At 66.2% G+C, this 15,537-nt stretch carries 12 protein-coding genes and 1 tRNA gene; 6 read left to right on the top strand and 7 right to left on the bottom strand.

What is annotated here, in order from left to right; translation table 11 throughout:
- The first annotated feature begins 76 nt into the window (after positions 1-76).
- Positions 77-3,958 (top strand): Eco57I restriction-modification methylase domain-containing protein, encoded by a 3,882-nt coding sequence (locus ACNSN7_RS04810; protein ID WP_418281061.1) that lies wholly within the window; start codon positions 77-79, stop codon positions 3,956-3,958.
- 189 nt (positions 3,959-4,147) lie between these two features.
- Here the strand turns inward: ACNSN7_RS04810 and ACNSN7_RS04805 are convergent, their stop codons facing one another.
- A complete protein-coding gene (locus tag ACNSN7_RS04805) occupies positions 4,148-4,630 on the bottom strand; it encodes a pyridoxamine 5'-phosphate oxidase family protein (RefSeq protein WP_418281059.1) in 483 nt (160 codons plus the stop codon).
- A gap of 386 nt (positions 4,631-5,016) precedes the next feature.
- Here ACNSN7_RS04805 and ACNSN7_RS04800 point away from each other — a divergent pair.
- From ACNSN7_RS04800 to ACNSN7_RS04790, 3 genes are all read left to right on the top strand, one after another.
- Positions 5,017-5,100, top strand: a tRNA-Ser gene (locus ACNSN7_RS04800).
- Positions 5,101-5,357: 257 nt separating this feature from the next.
- Positions 5,358-5,957 (top strand): superoxide dismutase [Mn], encoded by a 600-nt coding sequence (sod, locus tag ACNSN7_RS04795; RefSeq protein ID WP_418281058.1) that lies wholly within the window; start codon positions 5,358-5,360, stop codon positions 5,955-5,957.
- Between the two features lie 152 nt (positions 5,958-6,109).
- Positions 6,110-6,400, top strand: coding sequence for a DUF5827 family protein (locus ACNSN7_RS04790; RefSeq protein ID WP_418281056.1), 291 nt, complete (start codon positions 6,110-6,112; stop codon positions 6,398-6,400).
- Between the two features lie 22 nt (positions 6,401-6,422).
- On the opposite strand, the gene arcS is transcribed toward ACNSN7_RS04790, so the two are convergent.
- Complete coding sequence (gene arcS, locus ACNSN7_RS04785; RefSeq protein WP_418281055.1) at positions 6,423-8,222, bottom strand: archaeosine synthase subunit alpha; 1,800 nt, start codon at positions 8,220-8,222, stop codon at positions 6,423-6,425.
- Positions 8,223-8,363: 141 nt separating this feature from the next.
- Positions 8,364-9,560 (bottom strand): mandelate racemase/muconate lactonizing enzyme family protein, encoded by a 1,197-nt coding sequence (locus ACNSN7_RS04780; protein WP_418281053.1) that lies wholly within the window; start codon positions 9,558-9,560, stop codon positions 8,364-8,366.
- A gap of 114 nt (positions 9,561-9,674) precedes the next feature.
- On the opposite strand from ACNSN7_RS04780, the gene ACNSN7_RS04775 reads away from it, so the two are divergent.
- Positions 9,675-10,139 carry a pyridoxamine 5'-phosphate oxidase family protein gene (locus tag ACNSN7_RS04775; protein WP_418281051.1) on the top strand — a complete coding sequence of 155 codons (465 nt, stop codon included), beginning with the start codon at positions 9,675-9,677 and terminating at the stop codon, positions 10,137-10,139.
- A gap of 57 nt (positions 10,140-10,196) precedes the next feature.
- Here the strand turns inward: ACNSN7_RS04775 and tgtA are convergent, their stop codons facing one another.
- From tgtA to ACNSN7_RS04755, 4 genes are all read right to left on the bottom strand, one after another.
- Positions 10,197-11,675, bottom strand: a complete 1,479-nt coding sequence (tgtA, locus tag ACNSN7_RS04770) for a tRNA guanosine(15) transglycosylase TgtA (RefSeq protein ID WP_418281050.1) — start codon at positions 11,673-11,675, stop codon at positions 10,197-10,199.
- Between the two features lie 113 nt (positions 11,676-11,788).
- A complete protein-coding gene (gene thiL / locus ACNSN7_RS04765) occupies positions 11,789-12,682 on the bottom strand; it encodes a thiamine-phosphate kinase (protein WP_418281049.1) in 894 nt (297 codons plus the stop codon).
- 401 nt (positions 12,683-13,083) lie between these two features.
- A complete protein-coding gene (locus ACNSN7_RS04760; RefSeq protein ID WP_418281047.1) occupies positions 13,084-13,239 on the bottom strand; it encodes a hypothetical protein in 156 nt (51 codons plus the stop codon).
- Between the two features lie 55 nt (positions 13,240-13,294).
- Positions 13,295-14,116 (bottom strand): DUF63 family protein, encoded by an 822-nt coding sequence (locus tag ACNSN7_RS04755; RefSeq protein WP_418281046.1) that lies wholly within the window; start codon positions 14,114-14,116, stop codon positions 13,295-13,297.
- A 205-nt stretch (positions 14,117-14,321) separates the two neighbouring features.
- Between ACNSN7_RS04755 and ACNSN7_RS04750 the strand changes: the two genes are divergently transcribed.
- Complete coding sequence (locus tag ACNSN7_RS04750) at positions 14,322-15,401, top strand: aminopeptidase (protein WP_418281045.1); 1,080 nt, start codon at positions 14,322-14,324, stop codon at positions 15,399-15,401.
- Positions 15,402-15,537: the final 136 nt, after the last annotated feature.

The raw sequence follows: 15,537 nt of genomic DNA, 5'->3' as shown, positions 1-15,537 counted from the left end.
AGAACCGACCGACGTCGACGCCGGCCACCGCCCGGCCGATACAACCTTTTTACCGTGTGGCCGTTTCGGGGGATCCATGCCCGACACGTCCGCGATCCTCGATTCTCTCCACGGGATCGCGTCCCGACTCGACGCGGATATGAGCGAGAAGGACGTTGAGAACGCGTTTCTCAACGAGCGCTTCTACGCCCTGCTCGGCTACGACGGTGCGGGACACGACCTGCGAAGCGAGTGGACGCTCCCCGACAACAGACGGCCGGACTACGTGACGCTCGACGCAAACGAGTCGGTCACCGCGGTGTACGAGTTCAAAACGACCGACAGAGACCTCGCGCCGCACGAGGCCCAGTTGTTCCACTACGTCGACGAGCTCAAAGCCGACTACGGCGTTCTCACGAACGGTTCGGAGCTACGGCTGTATCGCCGCGACGGCCACCGACGGCTGCTCACGGTCGCACTCGGGGACGCGACGGAACGCGAGGCCGCCGATCTCGACGCGGCGCTTCGGAAGCCAGAGTGGGACGTCACCGATCCCGACAGCGTCACCGCGTTCCTCGACCGACTCGACGCGGTCGAGCTCGACGGCGCGCTCGGTCGCGAACACTTCTTCGAGACGTTCCGGTTGGAGGAGGACAGCCCCTTCGCCGACCTCGTGACGGCGATGATGGACCTGCTCGTGGAACTCCGCGACGAGCAGGACGCGACGTTCGTCACGGGTGCATACGACTTCTGGGAGGCGAGCTACGCCAGCGAGCCCGACGAGATCCCGGACTCCTGGGAGCCGTTCATCGACGGGGAGGGATCGCTGCGGGACTTCATGTTCTGTCTGGAGTCCGGGCACGCGCTGCTCGCTCGGCTCCTGTTGGCCAAGGCGACTGACGACCACGACTTCTTCCCCACTGAAACGGGGCTCCGCCGCTACTTCGACGAGCTCGGGGGGTTCAGCGGGACGATCGAGCTGGACGCGTATCCGATCGCCGCGAACGGGATGATCGAGGACATGCGGAACCAGCTCGTTCAGAGCCTGTTCGAGGACGACATCTTCGTCTGGTGGACGGACGGGTTCGGCGAACAGACCGCCAGCCAGCACGACAACCCGTACAATCGGTTCCGTGAGGTCGCGGCCGAGGGGAGCGACGTGACTCGCGTCACTCCGGCGACTCGCGAGCGGTTCAGTCGAGCGATCGCACACGTCTCCTTCGCCGTGTTGAAGTTCGACTTCTCGCGTATCGAGGGCGACCCGCTCGGTGATCTGTACCAGCGGTACTTCGACCCGGAGACGCGGCAGGCGCTCGGGGAGTTCTACACGCCCCAGCCGGTGATCGACTACATCATGGACGGCGTGGAGTACGACGTCGGCGTCTCCGAGGAACGGCTCATCGATCCGTCGTGCGGCTCCGGGACGTTTCTGGTCGAGGCGGTCGATCGGTACCTCGAGGACGTTCGGCGGTACGAGGACGATCCCGACTGGGCGGCGGCGATCACGGAGCTGTGTACGCGCCCGCACATCGTCGGGTTAGACATCCATCCGTTCGCCGTGTTGATGGCGCAGATCCGGTTTATGGTCGCGATCCTGCCGGAGTACCGGGAGGCGAAGCGGAGCTCGCCGGAGTTCACGATCCGGCGGCTGCCGATCTTCCGCACCGATTCCCTCCGGAACGAGCGCGAACTGACCGGGATCGATCTGGGCGACGACGGGCAGACGCAGATGACCCTCGACTCGATCACGGAGGACAATCAGGACGTGAAGATACCGGTGCCGCTTCCGATCGAGGTCGACGAGGAGGAGGTCACGAACGGGGAGACGGAAGACGGGTTCCTCGTCCAGCGCGTGCGGATGCCGAAATACGACACGGCGCGGGTGAACGCCGGGGTCCGGAACTTCGGGGAGTACTTCGCGGCGCTGCAGGGCGTCCTCGACGTCGTGAAGTACCACATGCGGGAGGGGATGTGGGAGTATCACGGTGGGCTCGATGAAGGCGTTCACCGCTACACGACCCGCGAGTACGACGGTATCGAGGCGTTCTTCGAGCCGTACGTCGACGACATCCTCGCGACGGTTCGATACCTGCGGGAGGACCACGGCGACGGACGACTGTTCAAGATGTTCGAGGACACCGTGCTCGCGCTCGTCGTGAAAAACTACATGGAGTACGACTACGTGGTCGGGAATCCGCCGTACGTACGGGTTCAATACCTCCCCGAGCGACAGAAGCGGTTCCTCGGTGAGCTCTACGATTCCGCGATCGGTAATTACGATCTCTACTGTCTGTTCACGGAGCGGGGGATAGATATGCTGTCCGAGGGTGGTCGTCTCGGATACATCACTCCGAACCAGTTCATGAACACGGACTACGGAGCGGGTATGCGAAACGAGATCCTTCACGGGACGAAACTGGAGGAGATGTACGACTTCCGTAACTCCGGCGTGTTCGAGGACGCGATGAACTGTCCGGCGATCTTCGTATTGGAGCGTGAGACGTCGGCGGCGTCGAGAGAGGAGAACACGGTCCGCTGTATCCGAGTCAAAGCCAACGTCGATGAACGGAGCGGTCGACACGTCGACGAAGCGGTCATCGAGACGGTCGCTCAGTATCGTACGGTTCCGGGATATTCCGACGGACATATCGACGTGTTCGACTTCCCGCAATCTCGGTTGGACGGTGGGTTCTGGTCGCTCATGCCCGAAACCGAGTGGGAGATCTTTGAGAAACTCGAATCCGGATCGACCCACTCCGTCGGAGAAGTCACCGATGCGGTGTTCCAAGGGGTTCGAACGAGCGCGAACAAGGTATACGTCGTCGACGTATTGGATGCCGACCGGGTGGAAGCGGGCGACACGAGCGGCGTCGTTACCGTCGTCCCAACCGGGGAATCGACCGAGTACGAGATCGAAACCGATCTCCTTCGGCCGTTCTTAAAAGGGAAGGACGTCGGAAGATGGCGAGGCGATTGGTCGGGCCTCCACGTCATCTATCCGTACCACGTAACGGAGACCGAGACGGGAGAGTCGACGGCGACGCTCTACTCGAAATCGGAACTCCGTACGGAGCTCCCTCGCTCGTGGGACTATTTCAGATCGCATGAGGACTCGCTGCGCGCTCGGGAACGAGGCAACTGGGAGGACAGCGAAACGTGGTGGGAGTTCGGGCGATCCCAGAACTTAGAGAAGTTCGAACAACCGAAGATCATCCAACCGGCGATCTCGAAAGGGAGAACCCCGTTCATGATGGACGAGTCCGGAACGTGGTATTTCACGACCGCGTACGGGACCGATCTCACCGAGCAGTATCAGGACCGAGCGGAAGTGGTCGCGTCACAGCTCAACTCGAACGCCGTCGAGTTCTACTTCAAACAGATAGCGGCCCTGAAGATATCGGGCGCACACGAGTACCGATCGCAGTTCGTAGAGAAGTTACCGTGTGTCTTGGACCTCGCAGGGCCGGAACGGACCCAGCTGCGAGACTCGGTTCGTCGCATCGTCGAGACGATCGATCTGAGTAGCAAAGCGGACCGGTTCCCGGCGGCGTATCTCGGTGGGTTCGAGGGCGATCTGGAGTATATCGACTACACGTGGCAGACGCGACGGTATCCGGTGGATCCGGACGTCCAGCGGAACGAAGACGGTCGACTCGTCGTACGCGCCGGTCGGTCCGACGAGATCACCGATCCGCTGATCGACCGAGGCGATACCGAGGAGCGAGAGCTCCGCGCGAACTACGTTCGTGCCGCCGTCGCCGGGCGGAACGTACGGAGCGGCGAGGAGACGTCGATCCCGATCCCGCGCTCGCGAGACGGTGTGGAACGACTCGTCGAGGCGTTGGAAGCGGATCGGCGCACCGTCGAGGAGACGAGCATCGACGACCTCGAAGCCGAGATCGACGACACCGTCTACGATCTGTTCGACCTCACCGACGAAGAGCGAAAGACCATCGAGGAGTATCTCTCCGTCTTTTAAGCACCGGGACTCCGCCCGAGATCGCGTTTTCCGGACCCGATCGTCGTGAATCCGCCGGCCAGCGATGAATGTGACGCGACCGCTGAGGGTTCTCCCACGCCAGAGAGTGTTTCGATACCCGTGCGAGATACACCGCGTTCATCTCGCATCGGCTATCCGTTGAACTGTTGGGCTATTCTGTATGGTTCATCACGCTTCTTCTGGGGTCGAACGTCGGCCCGAGAGAGATTCCACTGTAAGTTGATACAGTGACTGCTCGGTGGTTTCCATATCGAAATACTCCTCAAACGTGTACATAGCAGGGAACTCAGCAGTATCAGCGAGGGCCGCGTACGCTGTCGTAGTTTCATCTGTTGGAACGGGAGTGACCGGGCCGGTGATCAGAACACTTGTCCAGTTATCAGGGAGGTCTGTATCTACGACTGTCAAACTCGCTGTCCGAGTGGTCTGCAAAAACTCCCGCTTTTTGCTACCCTCATCGAATGCCAACATGAAATATATCGTTTCGATCGTCTCGTCGTATCCAAATGAGAGAGGGATTCCGTACGTTTCGTTCCCGTTCGTGAGGCTTAACACCCCATACTCTGCCCGAGTGAGACCGTCCTGAATCTCCGTCTCCGAGATCTCCGTCCCCAAGACTGCAGACCTCGGGGCCTTGTCAGAGCTAGACATAGCGCTGAAATCGATGGGGGAGATGTTAAAACGAGCGAAGAGCGTGTTCGCATCCTCCAACGTTTGTACCAAGGATCCCACTGAATACCAGAGCGTCATAGACAAGTGCTACGTCAATTCCAACTCCGTGTCTGAGCCGTATCAAGAACCTCTGTAGCAGCACTCTTCTAGTTCCATCCTCTGTATCTCGCAGGGTGTTCCTGACAGATAGCGAGCAATTCGATGGACCGGTCAGTACGTGGATCTCCTGTACTGACCGTCGAGGGCACCGCGTTCAATAGCCGTCGGATCGGAGCGCACCTGCGACGCGATCGGGAGCGACGTCGTCCCGGCACTCGATCGACACCGACACCCATTAGTCGGGCGGCCTCGACACCTCGATCCGTGGTGGGATGGCAGAGCGGCCCATTGCGCCTGCCTTGAAAGCAGGTAGCCTCACGGCTTCCTGGGTTCGAATCCCAGTCCCACCGTACGCGCGCGGCGCATTTTCGCGCCGCGCGGTTTCGTGCCGGATCCGGCTCCCTCGGATGCGATCCTCGTAACTGTTTGCAGTTACATCGACGGCGACGGTATCGACGTTGATCCGGTCGATCACGGGACGGAACCGCAACCCAACCGCTCGCGCCCGGACGTCTCCGGTAACCCCCACGTCCGGTGACGTATGCCATCGTGACACACATTATCTTTAACATGTTTCCCACCGATCGAACGGATAGGTGATTCAGGTATGAGCTATGAACTCGATCCGCTTCCGTACGAGTACGACGCGCTGGAACCGCATCTCTCCGAGCAGGTGCTGACGTGGCATCACGACACCCACCATCAGGGCTACGTCAACGGCTGGAACAGCGCCGAGGAGACGCTCGCCGAGAACCGCTCCGAGGGCGACTTCTCCTCGTCCGGCGGGGCGCTCCGGAGCGTCACGCACAACGGTTCGGGACACGTGCTCCACGACCTGTTCTGGCAGAGCATGAGCCCCGAGGGCGGCGACGAGCCCGAGGGCGCGCTCGCCGACCGGATCGAGGAGGACTTCGGCTCGTACGACGCCTGGAAGGGCGAGTTCGAGGCGGCGGCCTCCGCGGCCGGCGGCTGGGCGCTTCTGGTGTACGACAGCTTCTCGAACCAGCTTCGCAACGTCGTCGTCGACAAACACGACCAGGGCGCGCTCTGGGGCAGTCACCCCGTCCTCGCGCTGGACGTCTGGGAGCACTCCTACTACCACGACTACGGCCCGGCTCGCGGCGAGTTCGTCGACAACTTCTTCGAGGTCGTCGACTGGGAGGAGCCGTCCGCCCGCTACGAGCAGGCCGTCGAGCTGTTCGAGTAAGCGTCCACCGGACCCGACCGGCGCGCCGAACCCCGATTTCTTTCGCGACGACGCCACCGCCAGCGACGAGCCCGTCCGTTCGGGACTGCCCGGACCCGCTCGCATCGATCCGGACCGGCAGCGTTTACGGAACCCCGGACGTACCGCCGCGCATGCCCGAACCGAAGTCGACGTTCGACGAGACGTTCCCGTGTGAGTTCTACACCCCTGCGGAGCTGTTCGAGCCGGATCTCATGTACACGGTCCCGGAGATCGCCCGTCTGTTGCAGGGACTCGATGCCGACGCCGACGTCGATCCCGACACCGAGGCCGTGCTGATCGACTGGGCCGTTCCGTGGGTGATGGTCCACGCCGAGGACCTCGTGATCGCCGAACCGCTGGAAGCGGAGGGGCCGGGGTACTACGGCGTCGCGTCACACGCAGTCGAGGAGAGCGGCGAGTGAGTCGGCGCGCGGGCCGGCGTGGCTACGTCTCGTCGACGTGGCGGACGGTGCTCGCGACCCCGCGGGTCGACGAGCGCATCTCCGGGCCGGACATCTCCGCGCGTCCGACCGCGAACGCCTTCGGCCCCTCGATGACGACCTCGTCGCCGACGCGGATGTCGGGGTCGGCATCGACGACGCCCGGCGCGAGCACGGAGCCGTGGGGGACGAAGCCGTCGATCTCGATGCGTCTCGTCGGGGCGTCGCTTTCGACCCAGCGGCGCGCCCCGGCGAGGGTAAAGGAGAGCGTGCCGTACTGGGGAACCATCGTCGCGAGCTGGTCGCCCGTCCCGCCTCCTGCGCCGCTTCCGGTGCCGGCGGCCGACCCGTCCGCCCACACCTGCAGCTTGGGGTAGCGACCGGTCGTACGGATCTCCGTGAACAGGTCGTCGCCCGCGCCGTCGCCGATGAGGACGTCCGCGATCGCTTTGACCGTGTTGTGCTCGCGCTCCCGCTTGCTGTAGGCCGGCTCGCCCGCGAGCGCCTCGTCGAGCGCGGCGAGCGACGCGTCGGTCGTCGGGTGGTCGCCGCAGGTGTACTCGAACGGGACGTCGATCTCCGGATCCGACTCGACGCGCTCGCAGATCTCTCGATAGCCGTGCGCCGGGACGTGTGCGATAACGCGGGAGTAGTCGTTGCGCGCCAGGTACCGCCGGAGCACCTCGGCGACGAAGCCGATCTCGTCTTCCGACCAGTCGCCCGTGACGACGGCGTCGTAGTGTTGGGCCGGATACGTCGTCTCCAGCTCCTGGGGAACGACGCCGATGGGGGAGGTCATCGAGACGGTGTGGCCGCGCCACTGGATCGCGTCGTGGAACTGGCGGTGGCTCTGGGAGTCGCTGTACGGCTTCGTCGCCGAACACGGCACCAAGACGAGCGGCTGGTCGGTGAACCGATTGCGGTAGCGGCTCGTGACCCGGTCGGCGAACCGCCGGATCTCGACGCGGTCGAGCGTCTCCGCGGTCGCCGCTGTCAGCTCCGCGTCCCGGAGGATCGGCGTCCGCTCCTCGAGGTATCCCCACTGGTCGTCGAACTCGCGGAACGCGGCCGTGAGCCACTCCTCGTGGCGCGCCTGTCCCTCGATGTAGTCCCGGAGGCGACCCGCGCGGATCCGCTCGCGGACGCGCCGGAGTTCGGCCTCCAGCGCGTTGACGTTGTGTTCGATGCAGTCCCCGCGATCGAACTCCGCTCGCGGTTTCGCGCAGGCCGGACACGCACAGGGGAGTTCCTCGAGGTCCGCCAGGAAGTGCTCGGCGTCGCTCGTCAGATACCGTCCCTGTGCCCCCTTCGTCCGCGCGAGCGAGCCGTCAACGAGGTCGACGCCCGCGTACGCCAGCAGAGCGACGTTCCCCGGGGTCGCGACGCCGGAGAGGAAGAGGGCGGTGTCGGCCGGCAGCGTCTCCTTCGCCGACAGGACCGCGTCGCGGAACGCCTCGCCGTGGCCGACGAACCCGGACGCGTCGGAGAGCACGTACGCGTCCGCGCCGACGTCCCGCGGGGTTTCGCTGTCGACGACGGCGGCGGACGGGAACCCGACGTTCGGGTGGTCCACCCGGAACGACTCGCGGACCTCCTCGCGGGTGCCGGCCGGGAACCCGCGGTGCGGAAGGACGGTGAGCTCGTCGGCGTCGCCGTCGGGGACCGCCTGTTCGCGGGCCCAGAGGCTCCCCGCGTCCTCGATGAACGGGTCCGCGAGCGACGGCGTCGTTACCGGGTCAGCGAGTCGAAGCTCGCCGAGCCGGGCCGCGCCGTCGCGTTCGTGAACCTCGAAGTACTCGGTCATACGCTCTCTCACGGGGGGACGGTCAACTCTCTTGTGTTCCGGAGCCGGACCGAGCCGGGCTACCGCGACGGACGTGTCGACACCGAACCGACAGCCGGGAGCGGCGTTGGGGACGCGATCCGGTTCGAGCCGACGTCCGGATCAGCGTTCCTCGACCGATTCGTCGGCACCGCCAGCACCGCCAGCACCGCCAGCACCGCCAGCACCGTCGGCACCGCCTGCGCCGCCATCGGGAACACCCCGGAACCGTTCGACCGCGTTGCGATCGATCTCGACCCCGTGTCCGGGACGGTCCGGGGGGTGCATCGTTCCGTCCTCGGGTTCGATCGGATCGACGACGACGTCGTCGAACACCTTGACGTCTTGATCCCGGTAGAAGTACTCCACCCACGTCCCGTTCTCGATCGTACACAGCAGCGACGTGTGCAGGTTCCAGTTGTAGTGCGGCGCGATCGGGACGTCGAACGTCGCCGCCGTGTTGGCGACTTTCAGCCACTCGGTGATCCCACCGACGACGGTTGCGTCGGGCTGGAGAACGCCTGCGGCGTCCGATCGGAGCAGGTTCGCGAACCCGTAGCGGGTCGATTCGAGCTCGCCGGTGGCGACCGGATACGACAGCCCGTCGTTGATCCGCGCCAGGAGATCCACGTTGTCCGGCATCGCCGGCTCCTCGATGAAGTACGGGTCGAACTCCGCGAAGGCTCGACAGTTACGCAGTGCTTCCGGTGCCGACGACCACGCGCCGTTGGCGTCCAACAGGAGCGTTCGCTCCTCGCCGATGGTCTCCCGGACGGCCCGAACCCGGTCGGCCTCCTCGTGGGCTGACCGGCGGCCGACCTTCATTTTCACCGTCTCGTGTCCGGCGTCGACGTATCGCCGAACCTCCGTTCGGAGCCCCTCGTGGCCCTTCTCGTCGCGGTAGTAACCCCCCGAGGCGTACGCCGGAACGGCGTCACTGTGGGCACCGAGCAGCTTATAAAGCGGCATCTCCGCCGCCTTGGCAGTCAGGTCCCACAGTGCGATGTCCAGCGACGAGATGGCGCGGAGGAGCGCCCCTTTGCGGCCGACCTGTACGGTCCCGTCGAACATCTCACGCCAGAGACGCTCCGTGTCGCGAGGGTCCTCGCCCTCGACCATCGGCGCGAGCACGTCGTTAACGGTGTCGGCGAGGAGACCCGCCGACTCGTATCCCAGCGAGAAGCCGACTCCTTCCACGCCGTCGGCGGTCCGGACGTAGGTGATCACGTGGTCACGATAGTGTATCGTTCGCGTCGCGAACGACACCGGCGTCTCCAGCGGGATCGCGATCGGGATCGCTTCGACCTCGGTGATACGCATACCACGTATACCTCCCGGTCGGCGAATAGCTTTTGTGCTGCCGGCGAACGGACGACCCCGAACCCCCGTCCGGTTCGACGATGGGTTTAGGGCGGATCGCTCCGTCGCTCCCACATGGATATCACCGGCCAGTGGGACCGCGATCGCGTCGACGAGTTCCTCGACGACGCACGGATCCCGGTTCGGGTGAGCTGCCGCACCCCGGCCGACGAGCCGTGGATCGTCTCGCTGTGGTTCGCGTGGGACGGCGCGATCCACTGTGCGACCGGCGCGAACGCCGACGTCGTCCGGTTTCTCGAACACGACGACCGCGTCGCGTTCGAGGTGTCGACGAACGACCCGCCGTACAAGGGAGTTCGCGGTCGCGGTCCGGCGACGGTCTCGATCGACGAGGAGAAGCGACTCCTCCGATCGCTTCTCGACCGGTACTTGGGCGGGACCGACAGCGGCCTCGCCGATCGGCTCCTCCGCTCGGAGCGCGAGGAGGTCCACGTCCGGATCGAGCCGGACCGACTCCACAGTTGGGACTACACGAAACGGATGCCGTCGTCGGGCACTCGATCGACGTTGTCGGAGTGATCGCCGTCCGCGCGGTAACGTGATCAGCGACCAATTACGTTCTTCCAGCTCGGATCGCTATCGACCCAGCTCCGCGAGGTTCTCGACGTCGACCTCGTCGGGGATCCGGTCGAGCGCCGCCGTCGCCCAGTCGTCGTGTCCGACCGTCACCGCGGTGTCGGGGTTCGCCTCGACGAGCCGACGGACCCCTTCCGCGGCGGCCGCCTGTGCGGCGGCGTCGGTCCGGTCCGGGACCTCCGCAGTCAGCGGATACGTCTCCGAGAGCGCGCGCGGAAACGGCCCGAACGGCGGCTTCAGCCGCCACACCGCGTCGTAGTCGTGGGTCGAGGGGGCCTTCGACTCCGTGACGAGCAGTCGGCCGGGAACCGCCAGCCGCGAGAGCCGGTCGTGGTGCCGGTCGACCTCGGGCCGCCGTGCGGACTCGTGGGAGGTGTAAAAGAACGTGTCCTTCGAGACGGGATCGGTTCGTTCCAGTCGCTCCGCGTGATCGAGCAGGGCTCGGTACCCGTCGAGCATCGCGGGGTGGCCGCGAGCGCGACGGTCGACGAGCTCGAGCAGCCTCCCGTCCCGGATCGCCGCCTTGATCCGTCGCAGTTCCTCGAAGGTGACGTGGAGGTTGTGTTCGGCGAGCAGGCGCTCGGCGTCGTCGGGTCTGTCGCGGAGCTCCGCGGGCGTGTGGTCCGCACACACCGGACACGAACACGGGAAGTACGCCATCTCCTCGAGGTGTTCGGTCCCCGAGACGGTGAGGTACCGGCCGTCCCGCGCCATCAACGCGTACGCCGCGGAGTCGAACAGGTCACAGCCCGCGGCGACGGCCAGCGCCAGCATCATCGGGTGCCCCGCGCCGAACAGGTGGACCGGGCAGTCGGGGTCGAGTCCGCGCTTCGCCCCCATCACCGCCTCCACCACGTCGGCGTAGCGGTAGGCGTTCATCATGGGGACCATCGCGCCGACCGGGAACACGTCGAGGTCGGTATCGGCGGCGTGGCGACCGGCCTGCTCGCGAAGGTCCGGGAACGTCGACCCCTGGACGGGGGCGTTGATCAGCATTTCGCCGGTATCGGCGGCTTCGGCGTCCGCGAGGGCCCGCTGGGTGGTCGACAGCTCCCGTTCGGCGCGCTCGCGGTCGACGTCCGGGGGCGTCGGCACGTCGACGGGGGTGGCGACGTCGCTGCCGATCCGGCGCTGGAACGAGAGTATCTCGGCGGTCGTCACGTCGATGTCGCCGTACTCAGCGAGCTGGAAGGAGCCGGAGTCGGTCATGATCGCGCCGTCGAACCCGAGAAACTCGTGGAGCCCCTCCTCGAGCACCCGGTCGCGGATCCGGTCCGTGCTGTGAATGATGTAGGAGTTGGTGATCAGCATCTCCGCGCCGAACTCCTCGCGGAGCCGGGACGGCTCGATCGTGACGACGTTCGGGTTGACGACCGGCAACAGCGCCGGCGTCTCGACGGTGACGCCAGCGCGGGGGACCGCCAGCCGGCCGATCCGCCCGGCGGCGTCGTGGTCCCGGATCTCGAAGTGGTCGCGCATACTCCGACTGCGGCGAGGCCGGCGGTAAGGGTTGCGTTCCGGCGCGGTTGATACCGGTGGACCATGCGAGACTCCGGTGAGTCGAAGCGGGCCAGGAGTCGGGAACCGCTCGGTCAGCCGTGCGTGTACCCCTCGTCGGGGAGCGGCTCGCCGTCGACGGTCACGCCCTCGTCGGCGTCGACGACGGAGCCGACGCGGACGAGCCCTGCGGGACACGCCCGTCTGGCGTCGTCGACGACGTCGTCCGGGATCGCACACACCAGCTCGAAGTCCTCTCCGAACGTCGCGGCGAGACCGAACCGGTCGTCGGCGTCGATCGCGACGTCGTCGACCGCCGGATGGATCGGGAGTCGGTCACGCTCGAGCGCGAAGCCGACGCCGCTCGCCTCCGCGAGCTGGTGCAGCGACCGCGCGAGTCCGTCCGAGGAGTCCATCATCGCCGTCGCCCGTCTCGCGAGCGCGAGGCCCGCCTCGACCCGCGGGGTGAACCGGAACAGGCCGTTCGCGCGCTCGATCGACTCGGCGGTGTCGCGCTCGAAGAGTCGGAGCGCAGCGGCCGAGCGTCCCCACTCGCCGGTCACACAGAGCGCGTCGCCCGGTCCCGCTCCCGAACGACGGACCGCTCCCGCTTCGGTCACCGTCCCGATCGCGGTCGTTGCGGTCGTGAACTCCGAGTGCGTGTCCAGATCGCCACCGACGTACTCCGCGTCGACGGCCGCACACACGTCGACCGCACCGGAGATGAACCGGTCGAGTTCGTCGCGATCGAACCGCTCGTCCGCGTACACGGCGACCGCGGCGGTCGCCTCCGCACCCATCGCGGCGACGTCCGACAGCGACGCGCCGACGGCCCGCCATCCGGCGGTGTACCGCGTCGTCCCCGCGGGGAAGTCGGTCCGCTCGTGGAGCATGTCGGTCGTGATCACCGTTCCGTCGACGACGGCCGCGTCGTCGCCCGCGTGCGGCAGGTCGACGGCGATCGACCGGAGGGCCTCGCGCTCGTTCACGATGCGTCCACGACGGACGCCGCCGATTTATAAGCCGACGGTTCGGCCTCGGGATCCGTCCCCCGCGGATCGGCACGGACGGAGACGGACGCGGCCCGCTCGACGGATATTGTCACACGTCATCATGCATCATTTAAACACGTTGATCAGTATTATCATTATAAATCATTAACTTAATATAGGTGGCTTCGGTTCGTCCGACCACGATGAGCGTACACGTACACGTCGACGCACGCCCCGCCACGAACGGAACGATCCAGCGACCACCACAACCGCCCACCCGATCCGATGACACCTAACGACACGACTCCCACCGACACGACCCGCATCGACACGACCCGCATCGACACGACCCGCATCGACGGAACCGACGGAACCGACGGAACCGACTCAACCACCGCTCACCGCCCTGCAGTCGCTTCGGCGACTCCGACCCCGACGACCTCGCGGCCGACGGAACGCCCGGCGGCGACACGTTCGACCGGGAGCCGGCCGGCCGCGTCCGTTCCGATGTCGGGATCCGGGTCCGGACCGCAGCCGGACACGACGACGTTCACCGTGGAGCCGCGCTGACGCAGCCCGACGTCGGCTCGGATCCCGCCCGGTCCGCACTCAGGCCGCCACCGAGAACAGCAGGAGGTTGTGTGAGCCGGGACCGAGACCGACGGCGGCCACGAACCCCAACAGGAGGTATCCCTCCGCCGGTTCTTCGCGCACGTACTCCGCGAACAGCCAGACGATCGCGCTCGCCACCGCCAGCTTGACCAGCAGGAACACCCACCCCTCACCGAGCACGGGGACGGCGGGGACACCACCGAGTTCGAGGATGGCCCGAGAGACGGGGGTTCGCTCGCCGAAGCCGAGCTGGCTCACCCCGACGGCCGTCGAGACGCCGTCGAGCGCGTGACCGAACACCGCGAGCGCCCCGACGCCACCGGTGACGGCCGTCTCGGGGATCGCGCGAGTGAGCACCGTCCACGCGGCGGCGGCGACCGGGACCGACACCAGGACCGCCACTGCGGCCCAGAACGCACCAGTCCCGGACACGCCGCCGAGGGCGGCGAGCGCGACGACGGGCGCGACGAGGAGCGCCCCGACCACGGCCAGCGTCGTCGGCACGCGTCCGCTCACCGCGGAAGACCGTTCGGCGAGGAGCCAGGTCGCCCCGGCGAGCGTTCCCACGGTGGCGTAGACGGTCGGCGAGCCCGCAAGCGGGGCGAGCACGGCAGGGAGCGCGTCGACGACGTACAGGACGTGGAGCGTGGAGCCGAGCACCATCCACGGCGCGAGTCCGAGCACGTGCCGGCCGGTGACCGACGGCGGTCGCCGTCGGAGCGCGAGCGCGACGACGCCGGCCGCGAGGAGGACGGCCACGAGGTACGGCAGCGGCGGGAGCGTCGTTCCCGCGGGAACGAACGGAATGCGTTCGAGCATTGCCGGATGGGCGCGCGCTCGCGGTGAAAGCGTTTCGGACGCGGCGCGCCTGCGGTCCGAACGCGCCGGACGGGTCCGTGCCCGGTTTGCTGGCGTGTTCCCGCCCGTGATCGGTGCGCGGCTGTTCGGTTCCTGACTGTCGGCTCGCTCCGATCGCCGAGTCCGGTTCCAAAAGGGGTAATTTGTCGGGCTGAGACGGACCCGTATGGACGCACGCATCCGAGAGCACGCGGAGATAATCGCGGACCACTCGACCGGGATCGAGGCCGGCGACAACGTCGTCATTCAGCTGCCGAAGGAGGCCGAGGAGCTCGCGGTCGCGCTTCACGAGGCGTGTGGCGACCGCGGTGCGAATCCGGTGTATCTCAACTACTCGAAACGCGCGGACCGCGCATTTAAACGCGCCGCCGAGGAGTTCGAGGAGCCGAGCCACCGGCTCGCGCTGTACGAGGAGACCGACGTGTTCGTCATCGCGCGCGGCGGCGCGAACGTCTCCGAGGACGCCGACGTCGCCCCGGAGACGAACGCCGCGTACAACCGTGCGATGGAGGAGGTCAAACGCGAGCGCCTCTCGAAGACGTGGTGTCTCACCCAGTTCCCCACCTCGGGACACGCCCAGCTCGCGGGGATGAGCACGGAGGCGTACGAGAACTTCGTGTGGGACGCCGTCTCGCTGGACTGGGACGCACAGCGGGAGTTCCAAGCCGAGATGGTCGAGATTCTCGACGACGCCGACGAGGTCCGGATCCGATCGGGCGAGGAGACGGACGTCACGATGCGCGTCGCCGGCAACGAGACGCTCAACGACTACGGCGAGGCGAACCTCCCCGGCGGCGAGGTGTTCACCGCGCCCGTTCGCGACGGCGTCGACGGCGAGGTGTACTTCGATCTCCCCTTATACCGGTACGGTCGGGAGATCGAGGGCGTCCGGCTCCGATTCGAGGACGGGGCCGTCGTGTCCCATTCCGCCGAGCGCAACGAGGACCTCCTCACCGGCATCCTCGACACCGACGAGGGGTCCCGGCACCTCGGCGAGCTCGGGATCGGGATGAACCGTCAGATCGACCGGTTCACGTACAACATGCTGTTCGACGAGAAGATGGGCGACACGGTTCACATGGCGGTCGGCTCCGCATACCCGGAGACCGTCGGCGAGGAGAACGAACGCAACGAGTCCGCGGAGCACGTCGATATGATCGTCGACATGAGCGAGGACTCCGTCATCGAGGTCGACGGCGAGGTCGTCCAACGCGACGGGACGTTCGTCTTCGAGGACGGCTTCTGAGGCCGGCTTGCAACTGGCTCGAGGAGTGATATTGAATCACGTCTGAAGGAGGGGATTTCAACAGATCGCCATAGTGAATCACTAGACGGCGTGGGAACGGACTGTCAGGCCCCGGAAAACGAAGCGGGAAGCTGCG

Origin of the sequence: Halorubrum rarum (assembly GCF_048380895.1) — an archaeon.
Taxonomy (GTDB): Archaea; Halobacteriota; Halobacteria; order Halobacteriales; family Haloferacaceae; genus Halorubrum.
This window is presented reverse-complemented; position numbering and strand designations above follow the sequence as displayed.